Origin of the sequence: Yokenella regensburgei, from assembly GCF_003634235.1 — a bacterium.
GTDB lineage: Bacteria > Pseudomonadota > Gammaproteobacteria > Enterobacterales > Enterobacteriaceae > Yokenella > Yokenella regensburgei.
Map to the genome: position 1 here is coordinate 1,117,919 of NZ_RBIZ01000003.1, position 17,981 is coordinate 1,135,899.

Below are 17,981 nucleotides of genomic sequence, written 5' to 3' on the forward strand. Positions count from 1 at the left end.
TCGTCAGGACAGGGCGGTAAAGGAGATATTGTGGTACACCGGCCAGCTAAAACAGAAGCTGGCGCCACCAGACTCGCTGGCATCGCAGGAGACTTCCCCGGACATCGCCTGCGCGATTGAATGGACAATCGCCAGACCCAGCCCACAGCCCCCGGTCGCGCGGTCGCGGCTGGGATCCAGGCGCACAAACGGTTCGAAAACGCGTTCACGTTCGTCCTCGGCAATTCCCGGGCCATCGTCTGCCACACGCAGTACGGCGCGGGAGCCCTGGAGAGTCAGGCTAACATCCACGCGCGAGGTGCTGTAACGCAGAGCATTGTTCACGAGGTTATCAACAACGCGTTCCATGAGACGCATATCCAGCGCGCCATAATCACCCTGACTCAGTTGCGAAAGCGCCACGGTCCGTTGCGGGTTGACCGTCTGAATATCTTCCACATGGGCGGTTATCCATTGCGGTAAATCGGGTGTTGTCAGGGTGAGCTCGTTCTGTGGACGATCGAGGCGAGCATAGGTCAGCAGCTCTTCAATCAGAGCTTCCAGTTGGCTGATGTCGCGGTTAAGCGCCAGAGACTCCGCTTCACTCAGGTTCTCGCTCATTTCCAGCCGGTAGCGCAGGCGCACCAGCGGGGTTCGCAGCTCGTGGGCGATCCCATCGATAAGCTGCTTCTTGCTGGCGATCAGCGCATTGATATTGTCGGCCATCTGGTTAAACGCCACTCCCAGACGCTGGAAGCTGGACATACTGTCAAAATGTATCCGTTCGGTCAGGTGACCGTCACCGAAACGCTGTGCGGCGGCTTCCAGCCGTAGCATGTCCTCCCAGTGCGGACGCATCCAGACAAACACCGGAATGGCGAGCGAAAAGGCAATCAGCGCCATCAGCGCCACGTCCAGCAGACGCATTTCGTGCAGGAAGTAGAGATAGGGAACCGGTCCGACGGATAACACATAGTGGCTGCGGGGGATCCGCTGGATAAACGTATACTGATCTTCCAGCGCCACGATGTCACCGGCTTTCAGGTGTTTCATGGCGCTTTCGGAGAGCTGGTACTTATTCATCGGCTCAACCCGCAGGTCGAAGGAGAGGTTAAAATCCATCGCCTTGAGGGTTTTGCTCCAGTCCCGCGGTGGGATCTCGCGCAGTTCTGCACGCATCAGGAACAGTGAGCTTTTCATCAGGTCATCAAGAGACTGGCGTCCGGCGCGTTCGGCGGTGAATTTATAGACCAGACCGACCAGCATGGTCATCACCAGAAAACAGACAAACAGCAGCAGGTAAAACTGGACGAACAGCTTTTTCATAACATGACCTGTAAAAGGACCTTAGGATCAGTTGTCCCAGGCGTGTGGGGCAAAAAGGTAGCCTTTATTGCGCACGGTTTTAATGCGATACGGCTCCGTCGCGCTGTCGAGCAGTTTCTTACGCAGGCGAGAAATGGCCACGTCGACGCTGCGATCCATACCATCGTAGCTCACGCCACGCAGATTTTTTAGCAGCGCATCGCGATCCATAATCTGCCCGGCATGGGTGGCAAGTTCCCAGAGCAGGTCAAAATCGGCGGTGGAAAGGGCAACGATATCGCCGGTAAGCGTCACCTGACGGTTAACCGGATCAATTGATAGTGAGCCAAAGCGAATGGCTTTATGCGGCGTCAGTGGGGTTGCGCCAGACGGTTGAGGTGTAGCGCTTGTGGCAACATGCTGGCGTAAATGCAGACGCAGACGGGCCAGCAGCACCGCTGGCGGTGTGGTTTTCAGGATGTAATCGCTGGCACCCATCTCGAGCGCCAGAATATGGTTCATGTCGCTGTCGAGGGAGGTTAGCAGGACAATCGGGCCCTGCCACTGGCTGCGCAGGTCGCGGCACAGGGTCATCCCGTCTTTACCTGGCAGCATGATATCCAGCAGCACCAGGTCAGGCTTCTCACGAAGGATCACCGCTTCGGCGGTGTCGCCACGCGGTTCTACTAAGACATCGATATCATGCTTGCCCAGATAGGCGGCGATTAACGTACCGACTTCCGGATCATCTTCGACAAAAACGATCTTGCTCATATTGCGTCTATGCATTACCAAAAGGATAAACATACACCGGGCGCAGTCTGGCTTCCATTAATCTTTTATAAACAGTCAGCTTTCCGCTAAGCTGCATGCCACGAGTGACTGATTTATAAAGGTTGAAGTAATGGCATTGTTGATTAAGGCGGCGCTGGGTGCTCTGGTGGTGGTGTTGATAGGCATCCTGGCAAAAACAAAAAATTACTATATCGCCGGACTCATCCCGCTATTTCCAACCTTCGCCATGATTGCGCACTATATCGTTGCCAGCGAGCGCGGTATTGAAGCGCTGCGGGCAACGATTGTCTTTGGCATGTGGTCGATCATCCCGTACTTCGCCTACCTGTTGTCGCTGTGGTATTTCACCGGGTTTATGCGTCTGCCGCTGGCACTCGGCGGGGCGGTTGCCTGCTGGGGGCTCAGCGCCTGGATCCTGATTCTCATCTGGAGCCGTTTCCACTAGCAGAGCGGGCGGCCACCGTCGACGGCAAAGCTACGGCCGGTGACATAACAGCTCACCAGTAAATAATCGACCAGCTCGATGACCTCTTTTTCGCCGGGCGCGATTTTCATCAGGGATTTATTCAGCGCCTGCTGGCGATACTCTGCATCATCTTCTTCGTTAAACAGAATCAGCGCTGGCGCAATCGCGTTGACTTTGACCTCTGGCGCCAGCTTACGGGCGAAAGAACGGGTCATGTTGTCGAGCGCAGCCTTACTGGCGGCGTAGGCAATGTGCTTGTCACTGCCGCGCTCCACTACGTAATCAGTGAAATGGATAATATCGCCAGCGGCATGGCCATGACCGCGCAGCAGCGGCTCCAGAGCGTGGTTGAGGAGATAGGGGGCGTTGACGTGTATTTGCATCATCGCATTCAGCGTTTGTGCAAGCGAAGTACCCGGCTTTTCAGGAACCCAGGCACTGGCGTTATGCAAGATTGCCCGCAGGCCGTCGGTGTGGGCCTTAACCTGGTCTGCAAAGGCAAGAATACCTTCGTCAGTAGAAAAGTCGGCCTGAATGCAGTGCGCACCAGCTTCACGCAGGCCGTCTATCGACGGATAGTGGCTACGATAGCTAACGATAACAGGCTGTTTTTGATTGAGAAAATGGTGGGCAAGGGCGAGGCCGATTCGGCGGCCTCCACCGGTAATGAGGACTGGTAGCTGTCGGGTATTTCCCATCGTTGTCTCCTTGGGGTCAGCGATGGGGTTTTCGGAATATTACCCCACCAGCATCCATGTTGCCGGCACGGCGGCAACCAGTAAAAATCCAATTAACGCCATTTCACGGCGTTTCAACACCTGATCGAGCTGGTGCGTCCGGCGCGCATAGATGAAGACCAGCAGGCCTGGCGCATACAGTACGACGGACAACAACAGATGCATCGGTCCGGAGGCGTACAATAACCATAAGCCATAAATGCAGGCACCGATACCCACCGCCTGATGCAGAGGGCGGGTGGCAATCTTCAGCAGGAACGCGCCCACCAGGAAGTACGGCACCAGAATCATCTCTGAAGCGATGGTCAGTAGCGTATTATAGTCAGAACCGGTCAGCCAGATAAGTACCAGACAAACCTGGACACTGATGTTGGTCAGCCACAGAGAAGCCGAAGGCGCACTGTTCTTGTTCTGACGGGCGAAGATACGCGGGAACGCTTTATGCGTTGCGGCCAGCAGCGGAACTTCTGCCGCCATGATGGTCCAGCTCAGGTAAGCCCCGCACACGGAAACAATAAGCCCGGCCGCGATAACAATCTCACCCCAGCCACCCATCATTTTAACCATCAGGCCCGCCATGGATGGGTTACGCATTCCGGCGAGCTCCGGGCGTGCGACCACGCCTAAAGAGAGCAGGGTTACCAGCAGGTAAACGCACAGTGCGGATACCACGGCCAGGAGCGTCGCGCGCCCAACGTCTTTCTTGTTACGGGCGCGAGCGGAAACCACCACGGCACCTTCCACGCCGATGAAGACCCAAAGGGTGATCAGCATGGTATTTTTCACCTGTTCCCAGACCGGCACACCGAGTTCAAGACCGGTGAAGTCGAGCTTGAAGACGTCCAGACGGAACGCCATCACGGCAAGGATAACGAATAAACCCAGCGGAACCAGTTTCGCCAGCGTCGCAACCAGGTTGATGCTGGCCGCCGTCTGTACGCCGCGCAGGACGAGGAAATGCACCACCCACAGCAGCACCGAGGCCCCAATGATAGACTGCCAGGTATTGCCATCGCCGAAAAGACGCAGCTCCGGTGTGTCAGTAAAGAAACTCAGCGCCGAGAAAACGATAACCAGGTATGAGACGTTCGCAATAACCGCACACAGCCAGTAACCCCAGGCGGAGCAGAAGCCAATAAGCTCACCAAAGCCTTCGCGCGCATAGGTAAAGATACCGCCATCCAGATCCGGACGAATGCGGGTCAGGATAAGCATCGCGAAGGCGAGGAACAGGATCCCAACGCCGGTAATGGCCCAACCAATCAGCAGCGCAGCGGGGCTGGCAACGGCTGCCATGTTCTGCGGCAGGCTAAACACGCCAGCACCCAACATTGAGCTCAGTACCAATGCCGTTAATGCGCTAAGGCCAAGTTTTTTTTCCATGACAATCCTGTTGGTTAACGTCGGGATGGAAGAATATTTATTGTGCGAAATCGCATAAACATGGTGGATTACGCTAAGGCGCGGGATTTTACGAAGAGAGTGGCGGGCATGCAATGATGTATGCATAAAAAAATGAAAAAAGGCGGCAAAAAGCCGCCTTTTCTTGATGCGTATTGCTTATTTATACAAGTCGGCGCTGATCGTCATGTTACTGCCGCGTTCCTGCCACTGGCGGGTAATATGATAATATTTCGCGCCTTTCTTCGCGGCGCGCTTCGCAACCTGATAAGAAATTTCGGTCATGTTGCCGAAGTTTCCAGTGAACTGTACGCTGTCGAACGGCACCATCTGTGCAGCAGCAGCTTTATTCAGTTCTTCAATCTTGGTGCCATCAGGAAGCGTGACACTGTAACGACCACCTTTTGACGACTGAGTCTCGAAGAAGTTACCTACGCCAGTCCCCAGACCAACGGATGCTGAAGAGGCAACGCCTGGGATCTCAACTTTCTTGGCGGCGTCACCACCTTTGGCGAGAGCTGCGCGACCTGCATCAGAGTCTGCCGGAATGGCATCCGGGCTCTGCAGCGCACGTTTTTTAGCATCGGCTTTGTAGATGTAAGCCGTGACGCGCTGGTTACCGCCGCTGTTGGCATCTACCTGGCGCACGATGAAGAAGGACGCGGCACCTTTAGCTTTCGCGGCACGGGTGATGGCATCGTTAACGTCCGGCTGGCTACGGAAGAAACCCTGAACGGTAACGGTGTCGTAAGGTATCAGCGCCACGGCCTGATCTTTTGGTAATTCCACTACGCCATTAATGACGCGGTTTTTCGGCGTATCTGCTTTTTGTGCGTTTTCTTTATAGAAGTCAGCAGTGACGCGTTGGTTGCCGCCATTGCCGTAATCAGACATATCGACAACATAAAAAGACGCTGCGCCTTCTTTATCCGCTTTGCGGGAAACTGCCTGTACCGCATCACCGATGGCGTTAAAACGCCCGGTTACCACCACACGATCGTAGGGCTTCAGCGCCGCTGCTTGCTCCGGAGTCAGCTCGGTTGCTGCATTGGCAGACAAGGCCGCTGCAGAAAGGAGTGCTGACGCCAGGAGTGTATACTTAAGCTTCATAAAAATAATCCTTCGCCTTGCGCAAACCAGATACTGGTAATGTTGTTGAGTAAACTGGTTGATTATTGCATTTAATTTGTCTTGCTGTCTGCGGCATTTTTCACTTCCTGTGCGAACTCGATATCAGGGGAGGTACACTTTTAGGGATATGTTGAAAAAACAGCCGCTTGAACAGCGAAATCGATAATTGTTATCACTTTTATAAGTTAATGTAATGTTAAATCGGCTTTATTCACAGGCGATTGATCACGTTTTACCGCTTTACTGGAGCGAATTATCAGGCATCGCCATAAAATAGAGGGAAATAACGCTGCTGGAACGGCGAGCGATGACTTTTCCTCAATAAATTCATAAATACTTTTTTATCCCAGTAGATCACGGCCGTCATTTTCAGTAGGTTATAGCAAGTTTGTTACTGTTTTATTTTGTCAGGTTGATGTGCGATAAGCGGCAAGGGCCGCGAGCGTACTCAGCCGAAGAAAAATAAACCATCATCAAAAACCGATGGAAGGGAAAACTATGCGTATTGGTGTACCAAAAGAGAGGGTGGCGCTGGAGACCCGGGTTGCCGCGACGCCGAAAACGGTGGAACAGCTGCTCAAACTGGGTTTTGCGGTCGCGATTGAAAGCGGTGCCGGGAAGCTTGCCAGTTTTGAGGATTCGGCGTTTACCCAGATGGGCGCAGAGATTGTCACCGGAGATGCGGTGTGGCAGTCAGACGTCATTCTGAAGGTTAATGCGCCAACGGACGAAGAAATTGCGCTGCTCAACCCGGGAACGACGTTGATTAGCTTCATCTGGCCTGCGCAAAATCCAGAGCTGATGGAGAAACTGGCCGCCCGCAATATTAACGTGATGGCGATGGACTCCGTGCCGCGTATTTCCCGCGCGCAGTCATTAGATGCGCTGAGCTCGATGGCAAATATCGCCGGCTACCGCGCGATAGTAGAGGCAGCGCATGAGTTCGGCCGCTTCTTTACCGGCCAGATAACCGCTGCGGGTAAAGTGCCGCCGGCGAAGGTGGTGGTGATCGGTGCCGGCGTTGCTGGCCTTGCTGCCATCGGTGCAGCCAACAGCCTTGGAGCCATCGTTCGCGCTTTCGACACCCGTCCGGAAGTGAAGGAACAGGTTCAGAGTATGGGGGCTGAGTTCCTTGAGCTGGACTTCGAAGAAGAAGCGGGCAGCGGCGACGGTTATGCCAAAGTGATGTCCGAAGCCTTTATTAAAGCGGAAATGGCGCTTTTCGCCGCCCAGGCGAAAGAGGTGGATATCATCGTGACCACCGCGCTCATTCCAGGGAAACCGGCACCGAAGCTTATTACCCGTGAAATGGTGGATTCCATGACCCCGGGTAGCGTGATTGTTGACCTCGCGGCGCAAAATGGCGGGAACTGTGAATACACCGTCCCCAATGAAGTGGTCACCACCGCCAGCGGCGTAAAAGTTATCGGCTATACCGATTTGCCAGGACGTCTGCCCACGCAGTCCTCCCAGCTGTACGGTACTAACCTGGTTAACCTGCTAAAACTGCTGTGCAAAGAAAAAGACGGCAACATCGTTATCGATTTTGATGATGTGGTAGTACGTGGTGTGACCGTTATCCGTGAGGGTGAGGTCACCTGGCCTGCGCCGCCGATTCAGGTCTCCGCGCAGCCACAGGCGGCAAAAGTAGAAGCCGCACCGGTAGCGCCGAAAGCACCGGCTTCGCCATGGCGTAAATACGCGCTGATGGCGCTGGCGATCATCCTGTTCGGCTGGCTGGCGAACGTCGCGCCGAAAGAGTTCCTCGGACACTTCACCGTCTTTGCGCTCTCCTGCGTGGTGGGTTACTACGTGGTGTGGAACGTCTCCCATGCGCTGCATACGCCGCTGATGTCGGTGACAAACGCCATTTCGGGGATCATCGTGGTGGGGGCGCTGCTGCAGATTGGGCAGGGTGGCTGGGTCAGCTTCTTCAGCTTTATCGCGGTGTTGATTGCCAGCATTAACATTTTTGGTGGTTTCACCGTCACTCAGCGCATGCTGAAAATGTTCCGGAAGAACTAAGGGGTAACAAATGTCTGGAGGATTAGTCACAGCTGCATACATTGTTGCCGCGATCCTGTTTATTTTTAGCCTGGCGGGGCTCTCAAAACATGAGACCTCTCAGCAGGGCAACTACTACGGTATCGCCGGGATGGCGATTGCGCTGATTGCAACCATCTTCGGGCCTGACACCGGTAACGTCGGTTGGATCCTGGTGGCGATGGTCATCGGCGGTGCTATCGGGATTCGTCTGGCGAAGCGCGTAGAAATGACCGAAATGCCGGAACTGGTGGCGATTCTGCACAGTTTCGTGGGTCTGGCGGCGGTTCTGGTAGGCTTCAATAGCTATCTTTACCACGAACCAGGGATGGAACAAATTCTGGTTAACATCCACCTGACCGAAGTGTTCCTCGGCATCTTCATCGGTGCGGTAACCTTCACGGGTTCTATCGTGGCGTTTGGTAAACTGCGCGGCAAAATTTCATCTAAACCGCTGATGCTGCCTAACCGTCACAAAATGAACCTGGCCGCGTTGGTGGTCTCTTTCGTGCTGCTGGTTGTGTTTGTCCGTACCGAAAGCGTCGGGCTACAGGTGCTGGCGCTGCTTATCATGACCGTTATCGCGCTGGCGTTTGGCTGGCATCTGGTGGCGTCTATCGGCGGTGCTGACATGCCGGTGGTGGTGTCAATGCTGAACTCCTACTCAGGTTGGGCGGCAGCGGCGGCAGGCTTTATGCTGAGTAACGATCTGCTGATCGTAACCGGTGCCCTGGTGGGTTCTTCCGGTGCGATTCTGTCCTATATCATGTGTAAAGCCATGAACCGTTCCTTTATCAGCGTTATTGCTGGCGGTTTTGGTACCGATGGCTCCTCAACGGGCAGTGATGAAGAAGCCGGTGAACACCGTGAAATCAGCGCTGAAGATACCGCTGATTTGCTGAAAAATTCGCACTCGGTCATCATTACCCCGGGCTACGGTATGGCCGTTGCACAGGCTCAGTATCCGGTGGCGGAAATCACGGAGAAGCTGCGCGCACGTGGGATCAAAGTTCGCTTCGGTATTCACCCGGTTGCCGGCCGTCTGCCAGGCCATATGAACGTGCTTCTGGCAGAGGCGAAGGTCCCGTATGACATCGTGCTGGAAATGGACGAAATCAACGACGACTTTACCGATACTGATACCGTTCTGGTCATCGGCGCAAACGACACGGTTAACCCGGCGGCGCAGGACGATCCGAAGAGCCCGATTGCCGGGATGCCGGTACTCGAAGTATGGAAAGCGCAAAACGTTATCGTGTTTAAGCGTTCTATGAACACCGGTTATGCCGGCGTACAGAACCCGCTGTTCTTTAAAGAGAACACGTCAATGCTGTTTGGCGATGCCAAAGCCAGCGTAGATGCGATTCTGAAAGCCTTGTAAGGCTTGAAAGGTTAGTTAAAGCCGCCTCTTAGCAGGCGGCTTTTTTATACATTTAAATTGTTAACGCTCAAAAAATGTTCAGTCCGGTGTGCTATACTGGTCAGGTTTTAAACACTAAAGAGGATGATATGGATACCGAATTAACACCGGCACAGTTAGCCATCGAATACCTTCGCCGCGACGCCACCGTTTTGACGCCCGCTAAATACCTCAAAAAACTGAAACAGCTGGAGCTTGAGTTTGCCGATCTGATGGCGCTCTCTTCTAATGAGCTGAAAGAGGAAATTTATTTTGCCTGGCGTGTGGGTATCCATTGACGAATAGACGAAAAAAAGCCGCTTCGAAAAGCGGCTTTTTTGTGTTTGCAGGTTAGTCGTCTTCGTCATCCAGTTCGACCGGGGTCTGATAGGCTTCTGGCTTGATAGCCAGCAGATCGCAACGCAGGTGATCGATAACCTGCTCGGCGGTGTTACCAAGGAACGCCGCAGACAGGCCGGTACGACCAACGGTTCCGAGTACGACGATACCGGCATCAAGATGTTCGGCAAGATCAGGGATAACTTCTTCCGGCAGACCTTTCTCAACGTGAGTAAAGTTCTCGGCAATACCAAATTTTTGACGTAGCGCCTTCATGGCCAACAGGTGCTGACCGCGAATAGCATCGTTATAAACGCTTGGATCAAAATCGGGAAGTTCGATGGCGATATTGATAGGGGTGACAGGGTAGGCGCCGATAAGATGCACTTCGGTGTGGTTCACCTGTTCTGCAAGCTGTAGCGTCTCCTTCACCAGTTTTTCGTTCAGCGGGTCGTGGTAGCCTTCTTCACTGGCAAGGTTCACCGCCACCAGCGCACGACCACCTTCCGGCCACGGCTGGTCTTTCACCATCCACACCGGGCACGGGCATTTACGTAGCAGGTGCCAGTCTGTCGGCGTAAAGATAACGGCCTCAAGCTTGTCGTGCTGGTGTGCCATTTTCAGCATCAGGTCATGTTTGCCCGCGATCACTTCCTGAATGATCGCCTCGAACGGACGGTTATGCCAGACCACCTTTATATCAATGGGGATACCGGACTCGATGTAGTATTTAGCCTGCTCGCGGATCCACGCGGTACGCTGGCTGATAACACCCTGACGCATTGCGGTGCGCTCGTCCGGGGAAAGAAGCGTGGTCATCTCATACGAAAAATCGTAGATCGGCAAAAAGGCTTTAATACGTCCGCCAATGCGTTGATGCAGATAAACAGCACGTCGTAATGCAGGCTGGTCGTCCTGGTTTGGGTCGATAGCCACGAGCATGTTCTGATACTTTGCCATACAGGGTCTCCTTACAGCTGCAACCACAGTCTTTAGTAAAAGATAACTCATTGGGATGAAATGAAACAGTGAAGAGCCTTCGTCAGATCAACAAATCAGAAAAAATCTCGCGCAGGCTGTGCGGTATGCCGATGAACGGGAGTGCCGGGTGAATTCACCTCACCCGATGCACCTTCAGGTTACAAGGCAAGGAGTATTATGCGGAACGCCATACGGACAGTAGGGGAAGAGGCAGCGTGCTTCACAAGGACAATTAGTGAGGAGCTGGTTATTATTACCCGGACACTCTGTCCTGACCTGAAAATATAACCACAATGAGTTAGTATAGGGGAAGCAGCTAATTAGCTCGATATCCCGCTGGCGGCCATTGACAAATAAACCGAGATCGCTGGTTGTCAGCATGTTACCAGGGCGTAGAAAGTAAGAACCTTTATACCAAACAATGATATCAAGATCGCCTGGACTGGCGGCCACAGCGTATGCGGTACCGCTATCAGGACAAACGAGCATATTCTTAATTTCCCAGTTCATTTCTCCTCCTGTATTCACACCCCGAGATTAACACCTCGTTTTTTGCTGAGCTATAGGAAATTACATATATCTTTTTGAGGTCGACCGCTTTCGACGGATTATCATTCTTTTATCTGCGGGATGTAATATTAATTACGTATTGCTGATGCATTAAATATTAATGTATTGTCGGAGATGTTATGCGGGATTAAAAAAACCGGAACGTGATTGTTCCGGTCTGGGATTTAAGCTGCCGTTAAAGCATCAGGCAACGTTGCGCGCCTGGCCTGCGAGCGTGGCCAAAGCATCGCTGTTTTCGATGGTGATATATTTGCCTTTCACCGCCAGCATACCGCTTTTCTGGAAGCGGCCCAGCAGGCGGCTGATGGTTTCAACCGTCAGACCAAGGTAGTTACCAATATCACCACGCGTCATGGTCAGGCGGAACTCACGAGGGGAGAAGCCACGCTGTGCAAAACGACGGGAGAGATTATAGATAAATGCCGCCAGACGCTCTTCAGCGTTCTTTTTCGACAGCAACAGGATCATATCCTGATCGCCTTTAATTTCACCGCTCATAAGGCGCATCATCTGCTGGCGCAGATTAGGCATTTTGCCTGACAAATCATCCAGCGTTTCGAACGGGATCTCGCACACCATTGAGGTTTCAAGCGCCTGAGCAAAGCTCGGGTGGTGCCCGGTACCGATGGCGTCAAAGCCAACCAGGTCACCAGCCAGATGGAAGCCGGTAATCTGTTCGTCACCTTGTTCGGTGATGGTGTAGCTTTTGATGGTGCCAGAACGAATCGCGTACAGTGATTTAAGCTCATCACCTGCTTTGAACAGAGTCTGTCCTTTCTGGATTGGCTTTTTGCGCTCGATAATATTATCCAGCTGATCAAGCTCGTGCTCGTTCAGCGTGAACGGGATACAGAGCTGGCTGATGCTGCAATCCTGACAATGGATGGCGCAGCCGCCAGACTGAATGCATCGTATAATTCGCTTTTCCGGGATCATAGGTCTGCTCAAGCCGTAATTGATATTGGTCAATTTTAACATCTTTTTGGCGAGCAGGTAAGTCTGTTGATCCCGTTTCATACGATATATAAACGAGAAAATGCAAAAACCTTCATCTTTATGAAAAAGCTGAAGTTATTTGTGCCTTTTCTCGCTCGGAAATTGCCAGTCAGTTCCAGAAAGGCACGGATGGTCAAAGCAAAAGATAACCTTCGTGACGGAGCAGCCATTCTTTACGCTGAACGCCGCCGGCATAGCCGGTCATCGTGCCGTTGCGCCCAATAACCCGGTGGCAGGGAACCACGACGCTGACCGGGTTTGAACCGTTGGCGGCGCCGACGGCGCGTGCTGCGCCTGGTCTGCCGAGTTGCTCGGCAAGTTGGCCGTAATGCATCACTTGCCCACAGGGAATTTCACGCAACGCTTGCCAGACTTCGCGCTGAAAGGCGGTGCCGCCGGTTGCTGTTTTGAGCGTATCAATGATGGCGAGATTACCGGAAAAATAGTCATGCATAATATCGGAGAGGCCGCCTGGATTAGTCGCACTAATACGTTCGTAGCCATCATTACGATAATGAATATTCAGTAGCTGTTCCATGCGGTCGCTATGTTCTTCCCACTCAATAGCGCGCAGGGCAAACTGTTCATCGCAGAGGATCCATAATGGGCCGAGCGGGGTGGCAATTTTATCTTCAAGTAATCTCAGCATCGCTTGCTCTTGTACAGTCCAATAACGTAGCAACACGATACCATGTCCGGGAATACTTCGACATACCTAAAGAGAAGCAGGGAAGAATGGCAAGAAAAAATCGGGACCTGTCGACATCCCGGCAGGCCCCGCAGTACACACAGCTGTTCATTCCATAATTTGTGTCCACTTGTTACTCCATATGTGGATATATATAGTTATAGCGGCGCTGAAATTAATTTCCAGCGATTTTGATCGATTTATTTAGAATAAGCGTAATATTTATTCCGAATATTAACGTTGGTTAATTTTAGTTAAGTAGAGGTTAATTCATGAGTTGCGCTTATTCGATTACCCCTTCTGATAGTGTCTGTTTAATATGTGACCGCTAACAGGATATATCAAAACGCATTGAGCCTGTCCGGGAGCGCCGCTATAGTAGTGCGTCAGCAGTAGCCGGAGAAATCATGATGGGCATTGACGATAAATCACTTTTTCTTGAGGCAATGGAAGACGTCCAGCCGCTGAAACGAGGAAACGACGTGCTCTGGCAGCACAACCGCAATTCACGGCCACTTCAGCACATCGATACGTTGCAACTCGATAACCCATTAACGCTGGGGGGACTGGATATCGTTCCGCTCGGTACCCCGCTTGAATATAAAGCCGAAGGTGTGCAGAACGGCGTGCTGGAGAAGCTGCGGCAGGGAAAATACAGCCAACAGGCGAGTCTGAACCTATTGCGCCAGCCGGTGGAGCAGTGCCGCCAGCAGCTTTATGCCTTCATTCACCACTCGTCAGAGGCAGGGCTGCGCAATGTGCTGATCGTTCATGGCAAAGGCAAAGCCGATGAGTCTCATGCCAATATTGTACGTAGCTATCTGGCGCGCTGGCTGACGGAGCTTAGCGATGTACAAGCCTTTTGCGCCTCACTACCGCACCACGGCGGGGCCGGCGCCTGTTATGTTGCCCTGCGAAAATCGGCCCAGGCGAAACTGGAGAACTGGGAGCGCCACGCCAAACGTAGCCGATAAAATCTTCACAAAAATAGAGCATTACCTCTTTTCCGTCACTTAAGCATCGCTATACTGGATTACGATTGCACCTAAGTGATGAGTGAGTGGAGGCAGTGCTCCTCGATGATAAATTCATTTCCCCGCGCTGGCGTTGTGCTCACTACCTTACTGCTTTGGCAGACGGGTTATGCCGCTGATGGTAGCAACCTGAAACGGCGCGCCGATGCCGTGCTTGCGCTCATGAGCTATACGGTCGTTCCTGACGTAACCGCCAGCGACCTTAATATTGGTAGCGGAAGTAACGAGCAGAACAAGCTTTCGATTACTCAGTTTGGCGGCGGTGCCACGCTCAGTGAAGCGTTTCCTCTTTATCTTGAAGGAACGATGGGGTACAGCCGCTACGATCCGCAGTTTATTCTCTCTGACGGCAGCGAAAGCCGCCGTATTCCTACCAAATGGAACAGTCTGACAACCACCGGTGGCGTGGGCTGGGATTTTCATCTCTACAAAGACCGCTGGGGCGGTAACCTGGTGCTGCGCCCGATTGCTAACTTTATGCTCGGCACCATGGCAAGCGATCTGCGTATTGGTACCAGCGTTATCAAACACCGCACAGACAGCTCACTGGATTTTCTGGATGGCGGCAGGCTCAATGCTTACGGGCTGGGTGGTTCGCTGATGCTCGACTATGAGCTGTTCTCTGAACCCCGCGATATTGACGTTGAGCTTCGTTATTCAGCCATGAATCTGCAAACTTTTGGCAGCACTGCAGACGTGGTTAGCGGGCAGGCAAACGCTGAAAACCTGGGGCTGTATATGCGCTACCGGGCGCCTATTCTCGACTGGACGCTGCTGAAAAGCCCGGTGCGCTACGTGGTTGAAGGCGCGCATACGGAATATCTCGGCGTCCAGCGCGGTCAGCTTGGGTTCGACAATCTGAGTTCGCTCGGGCTGGGCTTTGAGCTCGACAGCAGTAAATACAACGTATTTGTCACCCGAACTCGTATCGTGGCGCGCTATATGTTCGGCGCCAACACCAGTGGGTATGGTATCGGCCTTGCGATGAGCTTTTAATTCCCCAATACGCAAGGCCTGCTCGCTTAGCTACCCCAGCGCGTACGCAGGTAGTTCACCGCTTCCTGCGTTTGCGGCTGGTCAAGGTAGTTTTCCCGGAACAGAATGGTTCCGCTGATTTGCGGCAGCGAATCATTCAAATCGAGCTGTTTCTTCAGCTCAGGAACACCGCCATTCACCGTCCAGTCGGGCTCTTTCTTCGACGGCTCACCCACTTTATACAGCGCCACGCCAATATACAGACGGGTATTGGTCGGTTTCACCACGTCAGCCCACCATTTCGCCAGAACGTCATAGCGGGCTTCATCGCGGGCAAACGGCCAGTACAGCTGCGGCGCAATATAATCCAGCAGCCCTTGCTGTACCCAACCGCGGGTATCGGCATAGATTTCATCATAGGACGATAATCCCCGGGTATCGGAACCCATCGGGTCATGGGAGCGATTTCGCCAGACGCCGACCGGACTGATACCAAACTCGACGTTTGGGCCAGCCTGTTTTATCGCTTTCGACACCTGAGCAATCAGCAACTGCGTATTATGCCTCCGCCAGTCCGCTTTCGAGGCATAGCCCTGGCCATACTGCTGGTAGGTGCGGTTGTCGTTGAGCGGAGAGGCGGCGGTTTCCGCATAGAAGTAGTCGTCAAACTGCACACCATCCACCGGATAATGGGCAACCACCTCGGCCACAATGTTAGTTATCCAGTCACGCACTTCCGGGATCCCCGGGTCCAGCACATGGCGGTCGCTAGCGGTACGGATCCAGTTGCGATGCACCACAAACACGCTTGCCGGCTGTAATGAGGCGGTGGCGTTGAGCGCCGCTACGGTTGAGGCATTTGTGTTCACCGTAACGCGGTAAGGGTTGAGCCAGGCATGAACTTTCATGCCGCGTTTATGGGCTTCATCAAGCATAAACTGCAGCGGATCGTAACCCGGATCTTCACCAATCTTGCCGGTCAGCATATCGGACCAGGGCAGAATTTTAGAGGGCCACAGCGCGGTTCCATCAGGTTTAATCTGGAAAAAAACGGTATTGATACCAAGGCGCTTGAGGTTATCCAGCTTATCGGTCAGCGCCTTTTTCTGCAGGAACATGCGAGTGGCCGGATCGGCGTTGACGGAGTTCTGCGGAGGCCAGTCCAGACGGGAGACGGTCGAAAGCCAGACACCACGCATCGGACCCTGTAACGATTTATCCGGCTGCGGGTGCTTCACCAGCGGGGGGAGAGGCGTCACCAGTGACTTAGGGGGCTGGGAGGAGCAGCTGACCAGTAACCAGGCACAGCCTGCCAGTGCCCCCAGCGTCAGGCGAGTCAGGGTTGATTTTTTTAGCATCATGAGTGGTTAGCTTTTCTTTGCACGGCTGTTTGCCCACGGGTCGAAGGCGGTGGCGTCTGGTGCCGAAGCGGGATGGTCTTCCAGTATCTCCAGATATAACGCTTCGACTTCAGCGCGCGCCCACGGGGTTCGACGCAGAAATTTTAGACTCGATTTGACGCTCGGGTCGCTGTTAAAGCAATTAATTTTTATGCGCTGACCGAGTTGTTGCCAGCCAAAATGGGCAACGAGGGCATTAACCTGCATTTCCAGCGTGATGCCGTGCAGAGGATCTTTTGAAGCGTGTGCTGACATGGGAAATCCGCGTAGTGTGAAGTTGTCATCCGAAGCTTGTACAGGGGAAGAGTACAAGAAAGCAGGAACGCCAGCAATGACCCGGTTCTGATGGGGGATAGCAGTAAAGATGCGGACCGCCGGGGATCCGCATTCAGGGTGTGCATTTTGTCAGGATCAGACTTTGTCTGGTGCAGTACCTTCAGCGTGAGAGACCACCGCTTCAATTTGGACTAACGCACCATCCGGTAGCCAGGAGACGCCGATCGTTCTGCGTGCGGGGGTCCCGGTAGGGAAGAAAGTGGCGTAGACATCATCGACGGCGGCGATATCACCGAGGTTTTTCAGGCAAATGTTGATTTTGACGATGTCCGCCAGTGAGTGATCAATGCTCTCCACAATGGCTTTAATGTTCTGCAGACATTGACGGGCCTGATCGTTTACGCCACCGGCCACCAGCTTGCCGTTTTCCGGCAGGTACGGGAGCTGTGCAGTAATATGGTTATAGTGTGAAAACGCAACGGTCTGCGTGGAGAAGGCATCTTTCGGCGCTTTGGCGGTGTTATGTGGCTTAATGACGATGCCATGGCGATCTTCGATGGCCTGCGGCGGAGTGCCGTCGCCGTGCGAGATAATCGCTTCTACCTGCACCTGCGCATCCATTAACAATGCCGGAACCACCGTAATACTACGAGCCGGGAAATAACCCACGGCTCTGGCAATGGCGGAGTCCGGGAAGAAGGTGGTGTACACCTCATTAAAGGCGGCGATATCGGCGGCATTGGTCATATAAACGTTGATTTTGACGATATCATCAAACGGCGCGTCAATTTTTTCCAGAATGGACTTAATGTTTTTTAAACACTGTGTCGCCTGTTCTTTAATCCCACCCGCAACCAGCTTTCCGGTTTCCGGCACAATCGGTAATTGCGCAGACAGGTTGTTGTAGTGGGAGAACGCTACCGTCTGAGTGGAGAGCATATTCCGCGGCGCATTTTCGGTGTTACGGGCAATTTTAATTAAATCTCCCGCCTGAGGCGCATCAGGGATCGTACCTTCGCCATTCGAGACCAGCGCCTCAACCTGAACCAGTGCGCCCATCGGCAGCGCCGCCGCAGAAATAGTTGTCAGCGCCGGAACATAGTCAGGGAAGAACGCGCTGTACACCCGGCTAACGGCGTCGAAATCGGTGATGTTTTTCAGAAACAGCGTGACTTTAACGATGTCATCCATCGGATGATGAATGTTTTCAAGGATGGCCTTAATATTTTTGAAGCACTGCTCAGCCTGAGCTTTGACGTCTCCGGTCACCATTTTACCGGTGCTGGGATCGATGGGGAGCTGTGCGGAAAGGTTATTGTAATGGGAGAAGGCGACTGCCTGAGAATAGGGACCGATGCTTTTTGGCGCGCTATCGGTATTAATGGCCAACACGCTGTTAAAGTTACTCATAGAAATGCTTACCCTTACGTTTTATTAAGTGTTAAATGGGCCGCAGAGCCGGGAAC

General features: G+C 53.2%; 18 protein-coding genes. 6 read left to right on the top strand and 12 right to left on the bottom strand.

The window, feature by feature from the left end:
* Positions 1-3: 3 nt before the first annotated feature.
* Together rstB and rstA are read right to left on the bottom strand one after the other, a co-directional pair.
* Positions 4-1,305 carry a two-component system sensor histidine kinase RstB gene (gene rstB / locus C7387_RS05620; protein WP_006820078.1) on the bottom strand — a complete coding sequence of 434 codons (1,302 nt, stop codon included), beginning with the start codon at positions 1,303-1,305 and terminating at the stop codon, positions 4-6.
* A 27-nt stretch (positions 1,306-1,332) separates the two neighbouring features.
* Positions 1,333-2,058: a two-component system response regulator RstA gene (gene rstA / locus C7387_RS05625; RefSeq protein ID WP_038257397.1), complete on the bottom strand. Its 726-nt coding sequence runs from the start codon at positions 2,056-2,058 to the stop codon at positions 1,333-1,335.
* A 130-nt stretch (positions 2,059-2,188) separates the two neighbouring features.
* Between rstA and C7387_RS05630 the strand changes: the two genes are divergently transcribed.
* On the top strand, positions 2,189-2,524 hold the full coding sequence (locus C7387_RS05630) for a GlpM family protein (RefSeq protein WP_006820076.1): 336 nt from the start codon (positions 2,189-2,191) through the stop codon (positions 2,522-2,524).
* Here C7387_RS05630 and folM read toward each other — a convergent pair.
* The 3 genes from folM to ydgH all read right to left on the bottom strand — a co-directional run bounded on the left by folM (position 2,521) and on the right by ydgH (position 5,793).
* Entirely contained in the window at positions 2,521-3,243 is a 723-nt protein-coding gene (gene folM / locus C7387_RS05635) for a dihydromonapterin reductase (RefSeq protein ID WP_038257400.1), read from the bottom strand. The genes C7387_RS05630 and folM overlap by 4 nt on opposite strands.
* 39 nt (positions 3,244-3,282) lie before the next feature.
* Complete coding sequence (locus C7387_RS05640) at positions 3,283-4,665, bottom strand: amino acid permease (protein WP_038257403.1); 1,383 nt, start codon at positions 4,663-4,665, stop codon at positions 3,283-3,285.
* Between the two features lie 177 nt (positions 4,666-4,842).
* Positions 4,843-5,793: a DUF1471 family protein YdgH gene (ydgH, locus tag C7387_RS05645; RefSeq protein WP_006820073.1), complete on the bottom strand. Its 951-nt coding sequence runs from the start codon at positions 5,791-5,793 to the stop codon at positions 4,843-4,845.
* 519 nt (positions 5,794-6,312) lie between these two features.
* Between ydgH and pntA the strand changes: the two genes are divergently transcribed.
* From pntA to C7387_RS05660, 3 genes are all read left to right on the top strand, one after another.
* Positions 6,313-7,839 carry a Re/Si-specific NAD(P)(+) transhydrogenase subunit alpha gene (gene pntA / locus C7387_RS05650; RefSeq protein ID WP_038257409.1) on the top strand — a complete coding sequence of 509 codons (1,527 nt, stop codon included), beginning with the start codon at positions 6,313-6,315 and terminating at the stop codon, positions 7,837-7,839.
* 10 nt (positions 7,840-7,849) lie between these two features.
* A complete protein-coding gene (gene pntB, locus C7387_RS05655) occupies positions 7,850-9,238 on the top strand; it encodes a Re/Si-specific NAD(P)(+) transhydrogenase subunit beta (protein WP_006820071.1) in 1,389 nt (462 codons plus the stop codon).
* A 128-nt stretch (positions 9,239-9,366) separates the two neighbouring features.
* Positions 9,367-9,555, top strand: a complete 189-nt coding sequence (locus C7387_RS05660) for a YdiH family protein (RefSeq protein ID WP_134436788.1) — start codon at positions 9,367-9,369, stop codon at positions 9,553-9,555.
* A 52-nt stretch (positions 9,556-9,607) separates the two neighbouring features.
* Here the strand turns inward: C7387_RS05660 and uspE are convergent, their stop codons facing one another.
* From uspE to ogt, 4 genes are all read right to left on the bottom strand, one after another.
* Entirely contained in the window at positions 9,608-10,555 is a 948-nt protein-coding gene (gene uspE, locus C7387_RS05665; RefSeq protein WP_006820069.1) for a universal stress protein UspE, read from the bottom strand.
* A gap of 174 nt (positions 10,556-10,729) precedes the next feature.
* Positions 10,730-11,086: a hypothetical protein gene (locus C7387_RS22865; RefSeq protein ID WP_071777536.1), complete on the bottom strand. Its 357-nt coding sequence runs from the start codon at positions 11,084-11,086 to the stop codon at positions 10,730-10,732.
* A gap of 243 nt (positions 11,087-11,329) precedes the next feature.
* The gene (gene fnr / locus C7387_RS05670; protein ID WP_147424894.1) at positions 11,330-12,082 is read right to left on the bottom strand and encodes a fumarate/nitrate reduction transcriptional regulator Fnr; all 753 of its coding nucleotides are present in this window, start codon (positions 12,080-12,082) and stop codon (positions 11,330-11,332) included.
* Positions 12,083-12,275: 193 nt separating this feature from the next.
* Positions 12,276-12,791: a methylated-DNA--[protein]-cysteine S-methyltransferase gene (gene ogt, locus C7387_RS05675; RefSeq protein ID WP_006820066.1), complete on the bottom strand. Its 516-nt coding sequence runs from the start codon at positions 12,789-12,791 to the stop codon at positions 12,276-12,278.
* A gap of 449 nt (positions 12,792-13,240) precedes the next feature.
* Here ogt and smrA point away from each other — a divergent pair, with 449 nt between their 5' ends.
* Together smrA and C7387_RS05685 are read left to right on the top strand one after the other, a co-directional pair.
* On the top strand, positions 13,241-13,804 hold the full coding sequence (gene smrA / locus C7387_RS05680) for a DNA endonuclease SmrA (RefSeq protein ID WP_120816725.1): 564 nt from the start codon (positions 13,241-13,243) through the stop codon (positions 13,802-13,804).
* A 105-nt stretch (positions 13,805-13,909) separates the two neighbouring features.
* On the top strand, positions 13,910-14,860 hold the full coding sequence (locus C7387_RS05685) for a hypothetical protein (protein ID WP_006820064.1): 951 nt from the start codon (positions 13,910-13,912) through the stop codon (positions 14,858-14,860).
* Between the two features lie 26 nt (positions 14,861-14,886).
* Here the strand turns inward: C7387_RS05685 and C7387_RS05690 are convergent, their stop codons facing one another.
* The 3 genes from C7387_RS05690 to C7387_RS05700 form a co-directional block, all read right to left on the bottom strand.
* Positions 14,887-16,200 carry a glycoside hydrolase family 10-like protein gene (locus C7387_RS05690; RefSeq protein ID WP_120816257.1) on the bottom strand — a complete coding sequence of 438 codons (1,314 nt, stop codon included), beginning with the start codon at positions 16,198-16,200 and terminating at the stop codon, positions 14,887-14,889.
* Positions 16,201-16,206: 6 nt separating this feature from the next.
* Positions 16,207-16,494: a VF530 family protein gene (locus C7387_RS05695; protein WP_120816258.1), complete on the bottom strand. Its 288-nt coding sequence runs from the start codon at positions 16,492-16,494 to the stop codon at positions 16,207-16,209.
* A gap of 156 nt (positions 16,495-16,650) precedes the next feature.
* The gene (locus C7387_RS05700) at positions 16,651-17,925 is read right to left on the bottom strand and encodes a RidA family protein (RefSeq protein ID WP_120816259.1); all 1,275 of its coding nucleotides are present in this window, start codon (positions 17,923-17,925) and stop codon (positions 16,651-16,653) included.
* Positions 17,926-17,981 lie beyond the last annotated feature (56 nt).